The sequence below is a fragment of the Phaeobacter sp. CC-HEC084 genome (assembly GCF_059429255.1).
In genome coordinates, this window is sequence record NZ_JCAIJQ010000009.1 from 869,324 (window position 1) to 887,970 (window position 18,647).

The 18,647-nt window shown below is 61.2% G+C and carries 18 protein-coding genes; 5 read left to right on the forward strand and 13 right to left on the reverse strand.

The features are described 5' to 3' along the window. Positions 1-407: 407 nt before the first annotated feature. From infB to pip, 6 genes are all read right to left on the reverse strand, one after another. Positions 408-2,894: a translation initiation factor IF-2 gene (infB, locus tag AC5SSZ_RS21335; protein ID WP_065272080.1), complete on the reverse strand. Its 2,487-nt coding sequence runs from the start codon at positions 2,892-2,894 to the stop codon at positions 408-410. Between the two features lie 8 nt (positions 2,895-2,902). Next, positions 2,903-3,523: an RNA-binding protein gene (locus tag AC5SSZ_RS21340; RefSeq protein ID WP_495439948.1), complete on the reverse strand. Its 621-nt coding sequence runs from the start codon at positions 3,521-3,523 to the stop codon at positions 2,903-2,905. A gap of 29 nt (positions 3,524-3,552) precedes the next feature. Next, positions 3,553-5,187: a transcription termination factor NusA gene (gene nusA, locus AC5SSZ_RS21345; protein WP_065272078.1), complete on the reverse strand. Its 1,635-nt coding sequence runs from the start codon at positions 5,185-5,187 to the stop codon at positions 3,553-3,555. After that, entirely contained in the window at positions 5,187-5,804 is a 618-nt protein-coding gene (rimP, locus tag AC5SSZ_RS21350) for a ribosome maturation factor RimP (protein WP_065272077.1), read from the reverse strand. Before rimP ends, nusA begins: the two co-directional genes overlap by 1 nt. Before the next feature lie 164 nt (positions 5,805-5,968). Then, complete coding sequence (locus tag AC5SSZ_RS21355; RefSeq protein ID WP_495439949.1) at positions 5,969-6,814, reverse strand: ABC transporter substrate-binding protein; 846 nt, start codon at positions 6,812-6,814, stop codon at positions 5,969-5,971. Further along, complete coding sequence (gene pip, locus AC5SSZ_RS21360) at positions 6,811-7,791, reverse strand: prolyl aminopeptidase (RefSeq protein ID WP_495439951.1); 981 nt, start codon at positions 7,789-7,791, stop codon at positions 6,811-6,813. The genes AC5SSZ_RS21355 and pip overlap by 4 nt, the downstream gene beginning before the upstream one ends. Before the next feature lie 49 nt (positions 7,792-7,840). Between pip and ubiG the strand changes: the two genes are divergently transcribed. Continuing rightward, complete coding sequence (gene ubiG, locus AC5SSZ_RS21365) at positions 7,841-8,590, forward strand: bifunctional 2-polyprenyl-6-hydroxyphenol methylase/3-demethylubiquinol 3-O-methyltransferase UbiG (RefSeq protein ID WP_274836062.1); 750 nt, start codon at positions 7,841-7,843, stop codon at positions 8,588-8,590. A gap of 307 nt (positions 8,591-8,897) precedes the next feature. On the opposite strand, the gene AC5SSZ_RS21370 is transcribed toward ubiG, so the two are convergent. From AC5SSZ_RS21370 to AC5SSZ_RS21385, 4 genes are all read right to left on the reverse strand, one after another. Continuing rightward, positions 8,898-9,335 carry a MarR family winged helix-turn-helix transcriptional regulator gene (locus AC5SSZ_RS21370; protein ID WP_368948572.1) on the reverse strand — a complete coding sequence of 146 codons (438 nt, stop codon included), beginning with the start codon at positions 9,333-9,335 and terminating at the stop codon, positions 8,898-8,900. Next, a complete protein-coding gene (locus AC5SSZ_RS21375; RefSeq protein ID WP_495439953.1) occupies positions 9,335-10,165 on the reverse strand; it encodes a carbon-nitrogen hydrolase family protein in 831 nt (276 codons plus the stop codon). Before AC5SSZ_RS21375 ends, AC5SSZ_RS21370 begins: the two co-directional genes overlap by 1 nt. A gap of 17 nt (positions 10,166-10,182) precedes the next feature. Then, entirely contained in the window at positions 10,183-10,440 is a 258-nt protein-coding gene (gene grxC, locus AC5SSZ_RS21380) for a glutaredoxin 3 (protein WP_065273656.1), read from the reverse strand. A gap of 86 nt (positions 10,441-10,526) precedes the next feature. Next, positions 10,527-11,255, reverse strand: a complete 729-nt coding sequence (locus AC5SSZ_RS21385; RefSeq protein ID WP_495439955.1) for a double zinc ribbon domain-containing protein — start codon at positions 11,253-11,255, stop codon at positions 10,527-10,529. A gap of 14 nt (positions 11,256-11,269) precedes the next feature. Here AC5SSZ_RS21385 and AC5SSZ_RS21390 point away from each other — a divergent pair, with 14 nt between their 5' ends. The 3 genes from AC5SSZ_RS21390 (at position 11,270) to AC5SSZ_RS21400 (ending at position 16,357) form a co-directional block, all read left to right on the forward strand. Continuing rightward, entirely contained in the window at positions 11,270-12,100 is an 831-nt protein-coding gene (locus tag AC5SSZ_RS21390; protein WP_274831719.1) for a methyltransferase domain-containing protein, read from the forward strand. 125 nt (positions 12,101-12,225) lie between these two features. Then, a complete protein-coding gene (gene hemH, locus AC5SSZ_RS21395; RefSeq protein WP_274836057.1) occupies positions 12,226-13,287 on the forward strand; it encodes a ferrochelatase in 1,062 nt (353 codons plus the stop codon). Positions 13,288-13,354: 67 nt separating this feature from the next. After that, the gene (locus AC5SSZ_RS21400) at positions 13,355-16,357 is read left to right on the forward strand and encodes an aminotransferase class III-fold pyridoxal phosphate-dependent enzyme (protein ID WP_495439956.1); all 3,003 of its coding nucleotides are present in this window, start codon (positions 13,355-13,357) and stop codon (positions 16,355-16,357) included. A gap of 91 nt (positions 16,358-16,448) precedes the next feature. Here the strand turns inward: AC5SSZ_RS21400 and AC5SSZ_RS21405 are convergent, their stop codons facing one another. After that, on the reverse strand, positions 16,449-16,631 hold the full coding sequence (locus AC5SSZ_RS21405) for a hypothetical protein (RefSeq protein WP_065272066.1): 183 nt from the start codon (positions 16,629-16,631) through the stop codon (positions 16,449-16,451). A 138-nt stretch (positions 16,632-16,769) separates the two neighbouring features. After that, positions 16,770-17,387, reverse strand: a complete 618-nt coding sequence (locus tag AC5SSZ_RS21410; protein WP_065272065.1) for a L,D-transpeptidase — start codon at positions 17,385-17,387, stop codon at positions 16,770-16,772. 167 nt (positions 17,388-17,554) lie between these two features. On the opposite strand from AC5SSZ_RS21410, the gene dalA reads away from it, so the two are divergent. After that, positions 17,555-18,049, forward strand: coding sequence for a divisome-associated lipoprotein DalA (gene dalA, locus AC5SSZ_RS21415; protein ID WP_065273655.1), 495 nt, complete (start codon positions 17,555-17,557; stop codon positions 18,047-18,049). A gap of 62 nt (positions 18,050-18,111) precedes the next feature. Here dalA and AC5SSZ_RS21420 read toward each other — a convergent pair whose 3' ends face one another. Further along, the gene (locus AC5SSZ_RS21420) at positions 18,112-18,630 is read right to left on the reverse strand and encodes a L,D-transpeptidase family protein (RefSeq protein ID WP_065272064.1); all 519 of its coding nucleotides are present in this window, start codon (positions 18,628-18,630) and stop codon (positions 18,112-18,114) included. Between the last annotated feature and the right edge of the window lie 17 nt (positions 18,631-18,647).

Here is an 18,647-nt window from a genome sequence, read left to right on the forward strand (position 1 = left end):
ACTAGCCATTGTTGCTTTGGCGCAAGTCGTCAAGATTTTGTTAACCAATTTGTCAAAAACTGGTTACACTATCTGGCAGTGAACCTTTTTGAACTTCTCCCTGACGAAGGATCAGACAACAGGTGGACCTATTTGGGCACGTGTTTTCTGGTCCGGGACAGGTTCATGCAGGCACACATCAACGACCGCAACGGGGTGCCGGTAGGCGCGGCAGAACGCCTCCGAATACCACCGATTTTCGCGGCACACTGAAGACCCACTGAAGACCAATCACTCACGGCAATAGAGGGCAGCCCGGCGGCTGCCCTCAGCCGTTTTGGCGGGCACTAGACCTCCCACCACCTCAAAGATGCAAAAACCCCGGCACAGAGGCCGGGGTTTTGACTGTTTCTGAGTGTCGCAGCGCCTTAGTCGAGCTTACGTTCAACTTCCTGACGCTCGAAGATCTCGATGACATCGCCTGCGCGGATATCTTCGTAGTTCTCAAAGGCCATACCGCATTCCTGACCGGACTGAACCTCTGCGACTTCATCCTTGAAGCGCTTCAGTGTTTTCAGCGTGCCTTCGTGGATCACCACGTTGTCACGCAGCAGACGCACACCAGCCGAGCGACGGGCAACGCCTTCGGTGACCAGACAGCCGGCAACCTTGCCGACGTTGGAGACCTTGAACACGTCCTTGATGGTCGCGTAGCCGATGAAGTTTTCCTTGATCTCGGCCGACAGCAGGCCAGAGGCCGCCGCTTTCACGTCATCCACAAGGTCATAGATCACCGAGTAATAGCGGATCTCGACGCCCTTCTGGTTGGCAGTGTTACGGGCCGAAGTATTGGCACGAACGTTGAAGCCCATGACCGGCGCACCGGAAGCTTCGGCCAGGCCGATATCGGTTTCGGTGATGGCACCAACACCCGAGTGCAGCACGCGCACGCGCACCTCGTCGTTGCCGATCTTCTCCATCGCCTGAACGATCGCTTCGGCAGAGCCCTGCACGTCTGCTTTGACCAGGATCGGCAGTTCGGAGACGTTTTCGTCTTCCTTAGCCTTGGCCATCAGCTGTTCCAGAGTGGTCGCAGCACCGGCTGCGGCGCGTTTGTCCTTGGCGGCCTGCTCGCGGTACTCCGCGATTTCGCGGGCCTGTGCCTCGGTCTCGGTCACGTTCAGCACGTCACCCGCTTCGGGCGTGCCGTTGAGACCCAGAACCTCGACCGGAACCGACGGACCGGCTTCCTTGACGCGCTCACCCTTGTCGTTGATCAGCGCACGGACCTTACCGTACTGCTCACCCACAACGAAGATGTCGCCCTGATGCAGGGTACCGTTCTGAACCAGAACAGTGGCAACCGGGCCGCGGCCCACGTCCAGCTGTGCTTCGATCACGGCGCCTTGGGCGGCACGGTTCGGGTTGGCTTTCAGTTCCAAGATTTCCGCCTGAAGCGCGATGGCTTCCAGCAGTTCATCCAGGCCCTGGCCGGTCACGGCGGACACTTCCACGTCCTGAACGTCGCCGGACATGGCTTCCACGATCACCTCGTGTTGCAGCAGCTCGGCACGCACCTTGTTCGGATCGGCCGCAGGTTTGTCGATCTTGTTGATCGCCACGATCATCGGAACACCGGCAGCCTTGGCGTGGTTGATCGCCTCGATGGTCTGCGGCATGACCGAATCGTCGGCAGCCACAACCAGAACCACGATATCCGTCACCTGAGCACCGCGAGAGCGCATCGAGGTGAAGGCCGCGTGGCCCGGCGTATCGAGGAAGCTCAGTACGGTGCCGCTATCGGTGGTCACCTGATACGCACCGATGTGCTGGGTGATACCGCCTGCTTCGCCAGCCACAACCCGCGCATCGCGGATCGCATCCAGCAGCGAGGTTTTACCGTGGTCGACGTGACCCATGATGGTGATCACCGGCGGACGCGGCTGCAGATCTTCTTCCTTGTCCTCGACCTCTTTGATCACGTCTTCGACGTCAGAGTCGGAAACGCGGACAACTTTGTGGCCGAATTCTTCGATGATCAGCTCAGCCGTATCGGCGTCGATCGACTGGTTTTGGGTGACCATCATGCCCATGTTCATGAGCGATTTGACCACGTCACCAACGCGTTCTGCCATACGGTTTGCCAGCTCGGAAACAACGATGGTTTCCGGCAGCTGCACGTCACGGATGACCTTTTCACGCTCGACGGTGCCCATTGCCTTCTGACGCGCGCGCTCCTGCTTGCGCTTCATTGCGGCCATGGACCGCTGGCGGCCACCTTCTCCGGTTGCCTGACCCAGTGTCAGTTTGCCGGAACGGCGACCCTGATCGCGGCCTTTGCCACCACGGCCACGCTCTTCGCGTTCGCGGTCAGCTTTGCGCGGGGCCTGGGCTGCGGGTTTGGCCGCAGAACGACCTGCGGCGGGACCGGCAGATTTTGCCTTCTCCGGCTCTGCTGCCGGAGCCGCTGCTGCACGCTTGGCCGCTTCTTCAGCTTCGAGGCGCTTACGCTCTTCCTCTTCCGCCTTGCGACGGGCTTTTTCCTCGGCTTCGCGCTGTTCGCGTTCCTTGGCTTCCTGCTCGGCGCGGCGGCGCTCACGCTCTTCGGCACGGGCCTTTTCCTCGGCCTCGCGCTGCGCGGCTTCTTCGACTTCACGCGCCTTGGCGGCCTGCAGCGCCTTCAGGCGGCGGGCCATTTCCGCGTCGGTGATGCCGGCAGGTCGACGGGATCCATCCGTCGCGGGAGACGCACCACTGCCGCCTTTACCCGCACCCGGCTTGGGAACCACAACGCGTTTGCGCTTGGTTTCCACTACGACATTCTTGGTCCGCCCATGGCTGAAGCTCTGTTTCACGTTCCCAGGCCGGGAACCACCACGCAAACCCAATGTCTTTTTGCCGTCACTATCGCTCATAAAGCTCTTTATCCTTCCGTGCGGCCCTTGCCGCCCACCATTTCGCGCAAACCCTGCAATCGTTGCGCTTCCTCTACAACACGTTTGCTGAGTCCACCAGAGGCCAGCGCCGCATGTATCACAGTTTGACGCCCAAATGCCATCCCCAGCTCATCCGCAGAGAGGCAACCGATATAGTTTCCCCGGTGCGGCGTGCTCAGTTTCGACTTTCCACGCCCGGATCCGTCAGCCGCCTGAATCAGCACACTCGCCGCTTCCTTCAGCAGCCAATCCTTGACTTTTTCATAGCCACCGACCGCATCACCCGACTTGCGGGCCAGGCTGATCAGATCAACGAGACGGCGCAGAACCTGCCGCTCCACCTCGTCTGCAAGGTCTTCGGGCACCTTCACCTGGGCCTTGAAGCCACGGGCGAAGAGTTTCTTCTTTACCGCCGTATCTAACGCAGAACGGCTGGCGGTCACATAAACGCCCCGACCGGGGAGTTTACCGAACACATCCGCAACGACCTGCCCGTCGGGGCCCATCACGAACCGGATGAGACCCTGCTTGGGCTGGATCTCACCTGTTGCGATGCACTTTCGCTCCGGGCCGTCTGACCGGTCTTTTTCGGCGCCTCCGCGAGCCATTCAGCGTCTCCTTTCAGGAGCAGCGGGGATCAGACCCCGGCCCCTGTGTCAGCGGCTTCTTCGTCACCTTCGGCCTCGTCATCTTCCGAGACTTCCGGTTCCAGTTCGGCGGGATCAACCCAGCCCAGCAATACGCGGGCTGTCATGACCATATCCTGTGCCTCTTCCAGCGACATGCCGAAAGGTTCCAGAATACCGTCGTCCTTGATCCGTTCGCCGCCATCCGTGGTCCAGCCGCCGGCCAGTTCCCAGTCCGCGCAGGTGGCAAAGTCTTCCAGCGTCTTGATGCCGTCCTTTGCCAGTGCCTCAATCATCTGGGGTGTCAGACCGTCAAAGTCAATCAGGCTATCCTCTGCGCCCAGCGCACGGGCGGCATCAATCGCTGCCTTGGCCTTGGCTTCGAGGTAGTCACGGGCCCGGGCCTGCAGCTCTTCGGCGGTGCCTTCGTCAACACCATCGATGACCAGCAGTTCATCGAGCTCCACATAGGCAACCTCTTCGAGGCTGGTGAACCCTTCGGAGACCAGCAGCTGGGCAAAGAATTCGTCCAGATCCAGAGTTTCCATGAACAGGCCAGTGCGCGCTTCAAATTCCTTCTGGCGACGCGCCGATTCCTCTTCCTCGGTCATGATGTCGATGTCGAGACCGGTCAGCTGCGAGGCCAGACGCACGTTCTGACCACGGCGGCCGATCGCGAGGCTCAGCTGTTCCTCGGGGACCACGACTTCGATCTTGCCGGCTTCTTCGTCCAGAACCACTTTCGACACTTCAGCCGGCTGCAGCGCGTTAACGAGGAAGGTCGGCTGATCTTCGTTCCACGGGATGATGTCGATCTTTTCACCCTGCAGCTCGTTCACAACGGCCTGCACGCGGCTGCCGCGCATACCGACGCAGGCGCCCACGGGGTCGATCGAACCATCATAGGAAATCACGGCGATCTTGGCGCGCGAACCGGGATCACGGGCAACGGCCTTGATCTCGATGATACCATCATAGATTTCCGGCACTTCCATCTTGAACAGCTCGGCCATGAATTCCGGCGCGGTACGGCTGAGGAAGATCTGCGGGCCGCGCGGTTCGCGGCGCACATCCTTGATGTAGCAGCGGATACGATCATTCGGACGATAGCTTTCACGGCCGATCTTCTCGTTGCGACGCAGAATCGCTTCGCCAGCACCCACATCGACGATGACGTTGCCAAATTCTTCGCGTTTGACCAGACCGTTGATGATGGTGCCGGCGCGGTCCTTGAATTCTTCGTACTGGCGGTCACGCTCTGCTTCGCGCACCTTCTGCAGGATGACCTGCTTGGCCGATTGCGCGGCGATACGGCCCATTTCTACCGGCGGAACCTCTTCCACATAGGTGTCGCCCACCTTGGGATCAGCCATGTACTGCTTGGCCTGTTCGACGGTCATTTCCGACTGGTAGTTTTCCAGCTCTTCATCTTCGACGACCGAGCGCACGCGGGTAAAGGTGGCCTTGCCGGTCTTGCGGTCGATGGACACACGGATGTCCATTTCGCTGCCGTAGCGGCTTTTGGCCGCCCGGGCGAGGCTTTCTTCCATGGCTTCGACCACCAGGCCGGGGTCGATCATTTTCTCGCGCGCCACGGCTTCGGCGGTTTGCAACAGCTCAAGCTGGTTTGCAGAGGTGATGGCCATTACTTGTTCTCCTCTTCGGACCCTTCGGTCACCTCGCCCTCAAGGGGCGTATCTTCGATAACGTCGTCAAAAGCATCTTCGTTCAGCGTGCCAGCCGCCTTGCGCTGGCGCAGCATTTCCTTGATCAGATCGTCGGTCAGCACCAGCTTGGCATCGCTCAGCCAGTCGAACTTCAGACCGATGGTAACGGGCTCGCCATGTTCCTCGATATTGATCAGAACCTCGTCATCCTCGACACCGGCCAGCTCGCCCTTGAAGCGGCGACGACCGTCGATCAGCTCGGCGGTTTCCAGCTTGGCCTCGTAGCCTTCGAACATGTCAAAGTCCTTGAGCCGCGTCAGGGGACGGTCGATGCCGGGGCTGGAGACCTCAAGCGCGTAGGCGTCAAGGATCGGATCCTCGACGTCCAGAACTGCGCTGACGGCATTCGAAATATCGGCACAATCATCAACTTCGATCCCGCCATCGGGTTTGTCGGCCATGATCTGCAGGGTTGTCGTCTTGCCGGACATCAGCCGGATACGGACCAGCTCATAGCCCAGATCCTCGATCACCGGGGTGATGATCTCGGCAAGGCGGCGGTCAATCGCGGCTTTGGCAATCAGGTCGTTGGTCATTCGGGTTCCAGCTGTCTTTCGGACACAAAAAAACGGGCGCGCGGCCCGTTGAAAATCCCGGTGGAGCCTTGGACCAGAGCCCAACGCGCCGCTGTTGTGAAAGGCATATACGCTTGATGGGGCGAATCTGCAAGGAGAAGTTCGAAACCGGGCCTGCGCCCCGGTCAGATCCGCCACCAGCGTTCGGCAATACGGCCATCATCCAGCGCCGCGCGGCGGCCCACGGTGCGGGGCATGCCCACATCGCTGCGCGCCGCCAGCGCCATGTCGCTGGCCGAAGGATGATAAAGAAAACCGCCCTTTTCGATCAGCCCCTCTGGTGCAGGCAATGCCGCCACATCCACATAGCCATCACGCAGCGCCTCGGCCCGCACGCGGGCATCCGGGATGACGATCACCTCGATCGTATCCACCCAGCCTGCCTGCCCGGCCTTGTAATGATCGGCCAGTTTTGCCGCGCGGAAATGCCGCCCGTCCTGCGCCCGCTCGACGCGGTAACAGCCGGTGCCCACGGACTGTGCCAGTGGCAGATCCACTTGGCCCGCCGGAGCGATGACATGCACCGGATCCGCCAGAAGGTAAGGAAGATGGGGGTTTGCGGCCGTCAGCTGGATCTCGATCCGATGGTCGGCGACCTGCTGCACCAAGGCAACCTCGGCGCCGTCGATACCGCGCCCGCTCAGCGAGGCAACCACATCCGCCGCCGTCATGGCCGCGCCATCATGGAATCGCACGTCGCTGCGCAGATCAAAGGACCAGGTCCGGGCCGCGTCGCTGCTGTGCCAGCCCTCGGCCAGCTCGCCCCGCAACACGCCATCGGGCGCGATCTCTGTCAGGGTGTCGAAGACGGCGCCACGCGCCACCTGCTCCATCAGCCCGTCCTGACGCGGCACCGCAAGACGCAACACCCCGCCCGCCCGCGGCGCAGCCGCCAACGACGTGCCCGTCGCCGCCAGCAAGGCAGCCGCAGCACCAGAGGTGAACAGCGCGCGGCGGTCGATACGGGTCATGGCAGCATCTCCTCGGCAATCCGGTCCATCGTGCGCACCAGTTCGGCACTGATTCCCGGCTCCGACAAGGCATGACCTGCATTGCGGATCATTTTCAACTCGGCATTTGGCCACAGCTCGTTCAGGCGCCAGGCCGAGGTCGGCGGGCAGATCATGTCGTAACGGCCCTGCACGATGATGCCCGGAATATGGGAAATCCGCCCCATATTGGCGAGGATCTGCCCATCGAAATCCAGAAAACCGCCATTGATGAAATAGTGGTTTTCCAGCCGGGCAAAGGCGCGGGCATACTCGCCGGGGCTTTCGCCGCCATGACCGTTAGAATGGACCGAGGCCAGGGCGTTCTCCCAGGATGACCAGGCACGACCGAATCGGATTTCCTCGTTCACATCGCCGGAAAACAGCCGCTTGTTATAAGCGGCGATCATATCGTGCCGCTCGTCATGCGGGACCAGCGCGACAAACCGCGCCCAGGTTTCCGGCCAGAACCGCCCGGCGCCGCCCCCGTAAAACCAGTCGAGTTCGCTTTGTGTCATCAGGAAGACACCGCGCAGGATGATGTGCTGCACGCGCTCCGGGTGCGTCTGCGCATAAATCAGCGCCAGCGTCGCCCCCCAGCTGCCACCGAACAATAGCCAGCTGTCGATCTCCAGCAGGCGGCGGATCTCCTCCATATCGGCAACCAGATGCCAGGTGGTGTTATCCTCGCAGGAGGCATGCGGGCGCGAGCGGCCACAGCCGCGCTGATCAAAGAGAATCACCCGATAGATATTGGGATCGAAATAGCGCCGCATCGCCGGGCTGCTGCCGCCGCCGGGACCACCATGACACACGATCACCGGAATGCCCTTGGGGTTGCCGGATTGCTCGACATAAATGCTGTGGCCCTGCCCCACATCCAGCATACGCTGGTCGTAGGCATCGACCGGAGGATAAAGATACTGCACTGCGCGCTTTTGGTCCGAGTATTTGTCCATTACTGACCTAACTAGTCTGTTAGACACAAAAGAACACACGGAGACAGGAATGCAAGCGCCTCAGTCCACGGTAGACCCGTCCGAGATCGCCAAATTCGAAGCAATGGCCGCGGAGTGGTGGGATCCCAACGGCAAGTTCAAGCCGTTGCATATGCTGAATCCCTGTCGGCTTGACTACATCACCCAGCAGATCGCCGGGGAATTCGGCCGTGATCTGACGCAGCCGGAGCCATTCAGGGGCCTGCGCCTTCTCGACATTGGCTGCGGCGGCGGGCTGTTGTCGGAACCGATGGCGCGCCTTGGCGCCGAGGTCGTGGGGGCCGATGCTGCCGCCGGGAACCTGCCGGTGGCGCGGATTCATGCGGAACAATCCGGCCTTACCATCGATTACCGCCACACCACTGCCGAGGCCCTGGCCGAAGCCGGTGAACAGTTCGACGTGGTTCTCAACATGGAGGTGGTTGAACATGTGGCCGATCCGCTGAGCTATCTGACCGCAACGCGGGAATTGCTGAAACCGGGTGGTTTACAGATCTGTTCCACCATCAACCGCAATCCCAAAAGCTATGTCATGGCCATCTTTGGCGCCGAGGTGGTGATGCGCTGGCTGCCGCGTGGCACGCATGAATGGAACAAATTCATCACGCCGGACGAGCTGTTCGAACTGCTGCGCAAGGCGGGGCTGGAGCCAGTCGACCGTAAGGGGTTCGTGTTCAACCCGGTGACCTGGGGCTGGTCGATTTCTCCGCGCGATCTTTCGGTCAACTACGTCACGGCCAGCACCAAACCCGCCGCGTAACAAGGTGGCGGATAACCGCCTCCTATCCTTTCGTATAGGAGACCTAATCCCTCTGCGTACTTGGCGTTTGACTCGATTTAGTATAAAACCGTCCGATCGGTTGGGTTTTAGTCTGACCGATACCGGGCCTTGGCCCTTAACAGAGTGAATGCTGTACCCGATGGCCTCTCGGCGCAATGCGAAATGATCGCTGCCACCACTCACGCGGCCAGATGGGAAATTGAGAAAGGGATGCCCGTTACATGGCATCCCTTTCTTTTTGGGGCACAGGCAAACGCAAGGGCATGGAGGCCGCGCCGGGCGGCGCTTAGTCGTCTTCCAGCTTGCTGCGCAACTCCCGCAGGATCGGAAGTGCGGCACGCACACGCTCACCGCCCAGCTCATCCACCACTTCGGAAATCACCGGCACGATACTGGCCAGCGCCGCATCGCGGGCCTGCCGACCAGCGGGGCTGATCGCCACCATCTTGCGTCGGGCATCGTCCCAGTCGGGGCGGATATGTACATAACCCGCCATCTCCAGCTTGTTCAGCGTATTGGTCATGGCGCCGCGGGTGACATGAAACGCCTTCGCCAGCTGCGCCGGAGAGCGTTCCAGCCCCGCCCGCGCCAGATGGTTCAGAACCGAAAAATGCGACAGTTCCATTCCCTTGGGCAAGGCCTTGCCCAGCCGCGAACGCGCCAGCTGGTCGGCCATCAGGATTTCACTGAACAGCGAAACGGCCAGAGAATGTGATTCTTCCATCAGGGTCCGTCGAACTCTCGATCATGGGTCAGCGCAGGAACACGTTTGCGTGCTTCTGCCACTTTTTCCATATCAAGATCAACGCAGACAACCCCGGGATCGGTCCCGGCGTCCACCAGAATCTCTCCCCAGGGCGCCACAACCAGCGAATGCCCGAATGTGCGGCGCGATGCGCCCCGGCTGGCTGGATGGGTCCCAGTCTGGGCAGGCGCCAGCACGTAGCATCCCGTCTCTATCGCGCGGGCCTGCAGCAGCGTGTGCCAATGGGCGGCGCCAGTCACGTGGGAAAAAGCTGCCGGAACCGTCAACACCTGCGCCCCGGCCTGCGCCAGCGTCCGGTGCAGATGGGGAAAGCGCACATCATAGCAGATGGTCATGCCGATCCTGGCAAAGGGAGTCTCTGCCAGCACCGCGCGGGTGCCGGGGCGATAGCCATCCGATTCGCGGTAGGTTTCCTCAGGCGTGACCTCCACATCGAACATGTGGATCTTGTCATAGCGGGCGGCGATCCCGCCATCGGGGCCGATCAGGAACTGGCGATTAGCAAAGCGCCCATCCGCATCGTGGGTCTTGATGCCGAGCGAGCCGAGCACCAGCCAGACGCCCAGTTTCGCGGCCTCGTCGCGCAGGGCAGCCAGGGTCGGATCGTCTTCTTCGTGATGCAGGACGGCTTTCTGATGCGCGCGGCTGGTCGAAAGGCAATTGGTGACCTCGGGCGTCAGCACGAAACCGGCGCCCTCGGCCACCGCTGTGGCCATCATGGCGCGCACGCTGTCCAGATTCTCGGCTGGATCATCGCTTGAGGTCATCTGCAACAGGGCTGCGCGCATCAGGTGGGTCTCCGGTTTCAGGCGGACAGCAACTGATCCAGTTTGCCGGCCTGTTCAAGCGCGTAAAGCTCATCACAACCGCCCACATGCGTGTCGCCGATAAAAATCTGCGGCACCGTGCGGCCCCCGTTCGCGCGCTGGATCATTTCAGGTTTGCGTTTCGGGTTCATCATAACGTCGACCTCGGAAAAGGTCACACCCTTCTGGTTCAAAAGCCGTTTTGCGGCGTGGCAAAAGCCGCACAGAGGCGAGGTGTAGATTTCCACCGGTTTCATGCAGGTCTCCAATATATTCGGGTTTTTGCGTTTGTGAGGGATATGGGGCCGCAATGCAATCTTTGCCAGGGGCCCCGACAAAGCGGTCACGCATGCGTGACGCGGGCCAGAACGACGATCCGCACCTCTTCCGCACCAGCGCGCAGGCAGGCATCGGCGCAGGCCGACAGGGTCGCCCCGGAGGTCATAACATCATCCACCAACAAGACGTTGCGACCGCTCAAGGCAGGCGCCTTGCGCGGCGGCACCCCGATCACATCGCCCAACAGCCGGAACCGTTCGGCGCGCGACCGCCCATCCAAAGATGGCGTTCTGCGGTGGCGGCGCAGCAGATCGGGGCAATATTGCAGCCCAGCGCGGCGTGCCAGCGCCCTGGCCAGCACGGCGGACTGATTGTAGCGGCGTTTCAGAAGTCGGCTCCAGTGCAGGGGCACCGGGCAGATCAGCGGACTATCCTGCAGCAAAGGTTCTGCCACCTGCGCCATCCAGACTGCCGCCGGAGGAGCAATATCAAGCCGGTCCCCATGTTTCAGCGCCAGCACCAGCTCGCGCGCCTTACCGCCATAGACAAGCGCGGCACGGCCTTGGCTCCACGGGCGGGGCGTCGCCATGCAATCATCGCATTCGATGCGAAATCCGTCGCTCTCCCCGGGCAGGGGCACCCCGCAGCCTTCGCAAACCGTGCCGGAAATGAACTCCGTCTCGCGCCAGCAGGGACCGCACAAGCCCGCGTCCTGTCCGACCAGCCCGCCGCAGCCCAGACAGCGCGGCGGATAGATCAGTGAAACAGCGGTTTGAAACTGCGCCAACAGCATTTAAGTAGCCCCCCATGACGCAAAACACACAACACCAGCCACAGCTGTTTGACAGGCAGGCTTTGGCAGCGCATCGGGCCCGGCGGCAGCAAGAGGCCCTGTTCCTGCACCAGATGGCACGGGACGAGGTCGAAGATCGCCTCAGCATGGTTAACAGAACCTTTACCGCCCCTGCGGTGGTGTCTCCTTTTGCGGAGATTTGGGACGGTGCCCTTGGCGGTGCGACCTGCGTGGCCGACGATGAAGTTCTAGATCTGCAGCCCGGCGCCCATGACGTGGTGATCCATGCGATGGGCCTGCACTGGGCCAATGATCCGGTTGGCCAGCTGATCCAGTGCCGCCGCGCACTGAAGGAAGACGGGCTGCTGCTGGCCGTGATGCTGGGCGGGCAGACGTTGCAAGAGCTGCGCGTGGCGCTGGCCGGAGCAGAAACCGAGGTACTGGGCGGGCTATCTCCGCGCATCGCCCCGATGGGCGAGGTCCGCGATCTGGGCGCCTTGCTGCAACGGGCCGGGTTCGCCTTGCCGGTGGCCGATGTGGTGCCGCTGACGGCGGAATACCGCGACCTGATGCATCTGATGCGCGAATTGCGGGACATGGGGGAAACCAACGCCCTGACATCCCGCCTGAAACGCCCGGTCCCGCGCCGCCTGTTCCACCGCGCCGAAGAGATCTATCGCCAGCACTTCGAGACCGAGACCGGCCGCCTGCCCGCCAGTTTCGAACTCATCTGCCTGACCGGCTGGTCCCCCTCCGAAAGCCAGCAGAAACCGCTGCGCCCCGGCTCGGCCCAGATGCGGCTGGCGGATGCCCTGAAAGTGCCGGAAACCAAGCTGCCCGACTAGGCCCGCGCCACTGCGGACAATAGGCAAACGCGATGGCTGCACAAATTTGATCCGATTGGTCTTTGACCGCGTATGCCATTACTATTGCGCCGAAACACAAAGCCCCAACCGCACAGGACACATCAATGCTGGATTCGACCTCAACTGCAAAATGCCCTGTTCACGCCCCTGCCGACCACCCCAAGGTCCAGCCGGAAAAGGTGGGCATTCTGCTTGCGAACCTCGGCACCCCGGATGACTATAGCTACTGGCCCATGCGCCGCTATCTGAGCGAATTCCTGTCGGACAAGCGGGTGATCGACTACCCGTCGTGGAAGTGGCAACCGCTGTTGCAGCTGATCATCCTGACCAAACGCCCGTTCAGTTCGGGCGAGGCCTATAAATCCATCTGGAACCATGACAAGGGCGAAAGCCCGCTGATGACCATCACCAAGGACCAGACCGCCAAGATGGCAAAGGTGATGTCCGACCGGTATGGCGATCAGGTCATGGTCGATTTCTGCATGCGCTATGGCAACCCGTCGACCAAGTCCAAGGTCCGCGAAATGGTCAAGGCAGGCTGCCAGAAGATCCTGTTCGTGCCGCTATATCCGCAATACGCCGGCGCCACTTCGGGCACCGCGAATGACCAGTTCTTCCGTGCCCTGATGGAAGAGACCTGGCAGCCCGCCGCCCGCACCATTCCTGCCTATTTCGACGAACCCGCCTATATCGACGCGCTGGCGCGTTCCGTCGAAGAGGCCTATGCCAAGGCCGAGAAACGCCCCGATATTCTGGTCGTGTCCTATCACGGCATGCCGAAACGCTATCTGATGCAGGGCGACCCCTACCACTGCCAGTGCCAGAAAACGACGCGCCTTCTGAAAGAGCGCCTTGGCTGGGAAGACACCGAGATCACGACGACCTTCCAGTCGGTCTTTGGCCCCGAGGAATGGCTGAAACCCTATACCGTCGACCACGTCGCCACGCTGGCCAAGGAAGGCAAAAAGAACATCGCCGTGATCGCCCCGGCCTTTTCCGCCGACTGCATCGAAACGCTGGAAGAGATCAACGAGGAGATCAAGGAAAGCTTCGAAGAGGCGGGTGGCAAGGACTTCCTCTATATCCCCTGCCTCAACGATGATGACGATCACATCGCCGCACTGGCCGGTGTCATCGAACAGAATTTGAAAGGCTGGGTGGACTAACGCCGCGCCCCGGTTCAAATAGGATCCAATATTGGGTTACCGCCGAAGCGGCGGATCGGGGGGTTTTATGACACAGGCGCATTGGGCGGCCGCATTTGCGGCACATTGGGGGATCGAGGCGGAGCTAACCCGCCTTGATGGCGAATACGATCTGAACTTTCTGGCGCTGGCGGCGGATGGCTCCGGCTACATAGTCAAGGCGATGCGCCCCGGCTGCGCGCAGGATCTGGTCGATATGCAGGTGCAGGCCATCGACCATATCGCTAAATCCGCGCCGGATCTGCCCTGCCCGCGCGTGATCCGGACCAGCAACGGCGCCGCAATGTGCGCGATTGCCGATGAAACCGGCGCCGAACGGCTGGTCTGGGTCATCAACCAACTGCCCGGCCGCTGCTACGCCAAGGCGGCACCGAAATCCGACAGCCTGATCCACGAGGTCGGCGCGGTGCTCGGCCAGACTGACGCGGCGCTGGCGGATTTTCAGCATCCGGGCCTTGAGCGGGATTTCAAATGGAACCTGATGCAGGCCGGGTGGATTGCCGATGATCTGGATTGCATTGCCGATCCGGCCCGCAGGGCCCTGCTGACCGATATTCATGGCGCCTTTGCCGAACTGGTACCCGACCTTGCCAAGCTGCCGCAGCAGGCAATCCACAATGATGCCAATGATTACAATATCATCGTATCGGGAGAATTGAGCGAACCGCGCCGGGTGTCCGGCCTCATCGACCTTGGCGATATGTGCAACGCGCCGCGCGTCTGCGATCTGGCGATCGCGGCCGCCTATATCGTTCTGGACCATCCCGACCCCGAGGCCGCGCTGGCTGCGCTGGTGTCGGGCTATCATTCCGCCTGCCCACTGACCCCAGCGGAGGTAGACATGATCTGGCCGCTGTTGCGGGCACGGCTTGCGGTCTCAGTGGTGAACTCCACCTTGATGGCCGCAGAGAACCCCGATGATCCTTACGTGACCATCTCGCAGGCGCCTGCTTGGCGGTTCCTCGAAGGCTTTGACCTGAATGCCAAGCTGGTGAACGCCCGCCTGCGCGCCGCCTGCGGCTTGCCGGTGGTCGAAGGCGCCGATCGGGTGCTGGCGTGGCTAAATGCAGAACGCGGCAATTTCGCTCCCCTGATGGGCGCGGACCTGAGCGACGTGCCGATGGGGTCGCTCTCGGTCGAAAACGCCACCTGGCCGCAGAACCCGTTCGATATGCCGCTGGAAGAAGCCGCCCGCGTCGGCGAGGAATACGGCACCGGCATCTGGCTGGGCTATTACAACGAACCGCGGCTGATCTACACCGCGCCCGCCTTTCGCAAGGGGCGCTGGAAGGCCAGCAACCGGCGCACCGTACATCTGGGCGTGGATGGCTTTGCCCCTGCGGGTGCGCCGCTTTATGCGCCGCTGGCAGGCGAGGTCTTCATCGTCGAGAACCGGGCGCATCATCTGGACTATGGCGGCACCATCATCCTGCGCCATGAGACACCGGCGGGAGACACCTTCTACACACTTTACGGCCATCTGGATCCGGAATGCTGCGACCGCCTGGAACCCGGCGACACCTTGGCGCGGGGCGAAGCTTTCTGCCGCCTGGGCGATCCCACCCAGAACGGCGGCTGGGCACCGCATGTGCATTTCCAACTGGCCATGACCACCGACGGGATCGAGGCCGACTGGCCCGGCGTCGGTGACCCGGACGAGATGTATCTGTGGCACGCGATCTGCCCCAACCCTGCCGCACTGATGAACCTGCCCGATGACAAGACCTGCTATCAGCCCACCGACAAGGGTGAAGTCCTGAAAGGGCGCCGCGCGCATTTTGGCGGCAATCTCAGCCTCACCTACTCCGATCCGGTGATGCTGCTGCGGGGCTGGAAACACCATCTGTTCGATGAATGGGGCCGACCCTATCTCGATGCCTATAACAACGTGCCGCACGTGGGCCACGCCCATCCGCGCATTCAGGCGGTGGCGGCGGATCAGCTGAAGCGGATGAACTCCAACACACGCTACCTGCACCCTGCGCAGGTCGCCTTTGCCGAGAAGGTGCTGTCGAAACTGCCAGCCCCGTTCGAGGTCTGTTTCTTCGTCAACTCCGGCACCGAGGCGAACGAGCTGGCCCTGCGGCTGGCCCGCGCCCATACCGGCGCCAAGGGCATGGTGACGCCAGACCACGGCTATCACGGCAACACCACCGGCGTGATCGACATCTCCGCCTACAAATTCAACGCCAAGGGCGGCGTCGGCCCATCGGACTGGGTGGAACTGGTCGAGGTCGCGGACGACTATCGCGGCAGCTTCAAACGCGACGATGCGAACCGAGCGCAGAAATTCGCGGACCTCGTCGATCCTGCGATTGCCAAGCTGAAGGACAAGGGACACGGGCTTGCCGGGTTTATCGCCGAAACCTTCCCCTCGGTCGGCGGGCAGATCATCCCGCCCAAGGGGTACCTGCCGGCGGTCTATGAAAAGGTCCGCGCCGCCGGAGGCATCTGCATCGCCGATGAGGTGCAGACCGGTCTGGGACGGCTCGGGGACTATTACTTCGGCTTTGAACACCAGGGCGCGCTGCCCGATATCGTGGTGATGGGCAAGCCCATCGGTAACGGCCACCCGCTGGGTGTTCTTGTCACCACCCGCGCCATTGCCGACAGTTTCGCCAATGGGCCGGAGTTCTTCTCGACCTTCGGCGGGTCGACCCTGTCCTGCCGCATCGGCAAGGAGGTGCTGGACATCGTCGATGACGAAGGGCTGCAACAGAACGCCAAGGCCATGGGCGACCAGCTGATGGCAGGACTGCGGCAGCTTGAGGCGAAACATGCCTGCGTCGGTGATGTGCGCGGCATGGGGCTGTTTCTGGGGCTGGAGCTGATCAACGCAGATGGCAGCGAGGCGACCGGGATCTGTTCATACGTCAAGAACCGCATGCGCGATCACCGCATCCTGATCGGCAGCGAAGGACCCAAGGATAACATCCTGAAGATTCGTCCGCCGCTGACCATCGACAGCGATGACGTGGAGATGATCGTGCAGACGCTCAATCTTATTCTGGATGAGGTCGCCGCCCTCTGAGGGCGGCCCCACCGGACACTCTGTTTCCGGCCAGCAGGCAATAAAAAAGGCGGTGGAAAACCACCGCCTTTTTAAATCTTGCAAGAAGCAATTAGTTGCTTGCGACAGCTGCGCCAACCAGGACCAGCAGCAGCAGCGGCAGCAGGATGCCGGAAGACGAGCTTTCGGCCTGCTCAACGATTACCGGTGCTTCGATAACGGGCTCTGCCAGGTTGCCAGCAGAAGCGGTGGAAGCGGCGGCAGTCAGAGCAGCTGCGATAACGAGTTTTTTCATGTTAACCTCCAGAATTCGCGTCGGACACAACAATGGCCTACGCACCCAAGACTTATCTCGTATTTTTTTCTAACCAAGTAACCCTCGGGAATGCAAATGCTTGTTTAAAAGGGCAGCCTTGCGCGTGCGGCAATGTCGTCAAATTAGCAACACTTGCGTGCCCACCTTGGTCAGCTGAAACAGCTGCGCGATGTGCTCGTTATAAAGCCCGATGCAGCCGTTCGACGATTTCCGCCCAATTTTGCGCGTATCGTGGGTCCCATGGATGCGGTAGAACTTCCAGCTGAGATACAAAGCATGTGATCCCAATGGGTTATCCGGTCCTGGCGGGATGTATTTTGGCCATTCAGGGTTCCGTTTCAGCATGTTCGGCGTCGGCGACCAGCTGGGGCCATCAACCTTGCGGATGACCGAAGTCCGACCCCGGCGGGTCAGATCATCGGACAAGGGCACCGAAGAGGGGAACAATTTGTAGACCGATTCATCCTCTGACCAGTAATGCAGCGCCCGGCTGTCGATATCGACGAGAATCGCTCCTTTGCGCAGATTGTCGAAATAGGGCCTCCAGTTTTTGGCGCGGAAGGCCGAGATATTGCGTTTGACCGGCGGTTCCGGCTCTGGCGGCGGGCGCAGGGGATCATAGGCAACATCCTCGTCCTGCGCGACACCTTCGGCGAGGGCCGGAGAGGACAGCAGCGCCGCCGACCCTGCCAGAAATTGGCGCCGGGACGGTTTATCAAACAGACTGTGGGTCATGGTCTTTCCCTGCAGGTAAACATCAAAATACTGGCGGTATATTATGGCTCTTAAGCCTCAGTCGCAAATCAAACCGCCGATTAAGGGTCCCGAATGGCCGACGCAGGTTTGCACCTGCGCCTCAGGAAGGCTAAGTGCAGGAACAATGAAACTGAGCGAGATGCATGATGACGCGTGTTTTCCTGATCCTGGCTGCTGCCTTCGTTACCCTTGCTGCGGCCTGCACTCCGGTCCCTCAGACGGGTGAGGGCGGCGGAACAGTCTACAGGATCCGCAATGCCGACAAAGTACAGATCCGTATGCTCGATTCGGTTAATGCGCTGCGCCAGGCGGCCTCTGCCCCGCAGGTCCAGCTGAATGCCCAGCTGAACGCCGCTGCCGCCACCCATTCGCGTGACATGTCGGTTCAGAACCGTCCCTGGCACTTCGGCTCAGACGGGTCCTCGCCGCTGGATCGCGTCGCCCGCACTGGCTACCCCGGCTCCATGCTGGGCGAGGCGATTTCGGAAACCTACGAGAACGAGCTTCAGACCCTGACCGCCTGGATGGAAGACCGCGGTACCCGCGCTGTGATTCTGGATCCCAAGGCCACCAACATGGGCTTTTCCTGGTACCAGGAACCCAACGGTAAGATCTGGTGGACGCTGGTGATGGGCAACTAAAAGCCCGCTCACCGGGCAGCTCTGCCCCGGTTATAGGGACAGGCTGCGGATTTTCGACGCCCTCATGGGCGCAGGGAAATCAGGGTGCCGGTCTGAACCATGGCGTAGACCTCTTCGATCTCGTGGTTCTTGACGGCGATACAGCCTGCTGTCCAATCCTTGACCCGCGCCGCACGCTTGCGGTCCTTGTGGTCATTCGGCTCTCCGTGAATGAAGATCTCTCCACCCGGCTTTTTCCCCAGGGATTGAGCATGGGCGACATCCGCCGAGTTGGGATAAGAAATGCCCACCGACAGGTGAAAACTGCTGTTCGGGTTGCGACGGTCGATCAGATAGGTGCCTTCCGGCGTCTTACCGTCGCCTTCGACACGCTTGGCCCCGTCCGGCGCAAAGCCGAGATCGACCTCATATTCGCGCAACACATCCTCGTTGTTGAGAAGATACATTTTACGCGCGCCCTTGTTGACCACGATCGAGGTCACCTCGGGGCCTGAATAGCTTTTGAACTTGCTCTCAGCCTGGCTGCACCCTGCAACCATCGCACAAGAAACCGCTCCGAGCCCGAATAACCGCCTGTCCATTTTTGAACCTGTTTTTA

Excerpts from the sequence above, each read along its gene's own strand:
- AC5SSZ_RS21385 (WP_495439955.1), bottom strand. The coding sequence starts at position 11,255 with ATGCTGTTGGCGCAGTTTCAAACCGCTGTTTCACTGATCTATCCGCCG.
- infB (WP_065272080.1), bottom strand. The coding sequence starts at position 2,894 with ATGAGCGATAGTGACGGCAAAAAGACATTGGGTTTGCGTGGTGGTTCC.
- AC5SSZ_RS21400 (WP_495439956.1), top strand. The coding sequence starts at position 13,355 with ATGACACAGGCGCATTGGGCGGCCGCATTTGCGGCACATTGGGGGATC.
- nusA (WP_065272078.1), bottom strand. The coding sequence starts at position 5,187 with ATGGCCATCACCTCTGCAAACCAGCTTGAGCTGTTGCAAACCGCCGAA.
- AC5SSZ_RS21370 (WP_368948572.1), bottom strand. The coding sequence starts at position 9,335 with ATGGAAGAATCACATTCTCTGGCCGTTTCGCTGTTCAGTGAAATCCTG.
- AC5SSZ_RS21340 (WP_495439948.1), bottom strand. The coding sequence starts at position 3,523 with ATGGCTCGCGGAGGCGCCGAAAAAGACCGGTCAGACGGCCCGGAGCGA.
- dalA (WP_065273655.1), top strand. The coding sequence starts at position 17,555 with ATGACGCGTGTTTTCCTGATCCTGGCTGCTGCCTTCGTTACCCTTGCT.
- AC5SSZ_RS21420 (WP_065272064.1), bottom strand. The coding sequence starts at position 18,630 with ATGGACAGGCGGTTATTCGGGCTCGGAGCGGTTTCTTGTGCGATGGTT.
- ubiG (WP_274836062.1), top strand. The coding sequence starts at position 7,841 with ATGCAAGCGCCTCAGTCCACGGTAGACCCGTCCGAGATCGCCAAATTC.
- AC5SSZ_RS21405 (WP_065272066.1), bottom strand. The coding sequence starts at position 16,631 with ATGAAAAAACTCGTTATCGCAGCTGCTCTGACTGCCGCCGCTTCCACC.
- AC5SSZ_RS21390 (WP_274831719.1), top strand. The coding sequence starts at position 11,270 with ATGACGCAAAACACACAACACCAGCCACAGCTGTTTGACAGGCAGGCT.
- hemH (WP_274836057.1), top strand. The coding sequence starts at position 12,226 with ATGCTGGATTCGACCTCAACTGCAAAATGCCCTGTTCACGCCCCTGCC.
- grxC (WP_065273656.1), bottom strand. The coding sequence starts at position 10,440 with ATGAAACCGGTGGAAATCTACACCTCGCCTCTGTGCGGCTTTTGCCAC.
- pip (WP_495439951.1), bottom strand. The coding sequence starts at position 7,791 with ATGGACAAATACTCGGACCAAAAGCGCGCAGTGCAGTATCTTTATCCT.
- rimP (WP_065272077.1), bottom strand. The coding sequence starts at position 5,804 with ATGACCAACGACCTGATTGCCAAAGCCGCGATTGACCGCCGCCTTGCC.
- AC5SSZ_RS21355 (WP_495439949.1), bottom strand. The coding sequence starts at position 6,814 with ATGACCCGTATCGACCGCCGCGCGCTGTTCACCTCTGGTGCTGCGGCT.
- AC5SSZ_RS21375 (WP_495439953.1), bottom strand. The coding sequence starts at position 10,165 with ATGCGCGCAGCCCTGTTGCAGATGACCTCAAGCGATGATCCAGCCGAG.
- AC5SSZ_RS21410 (WP_065272065.1), bottom strand. The coding sequence starts at position 17,387 with ATGACCCACAGTCTGTTTGATAAACCGTCCCGGCGCCAATTTCTGGCA.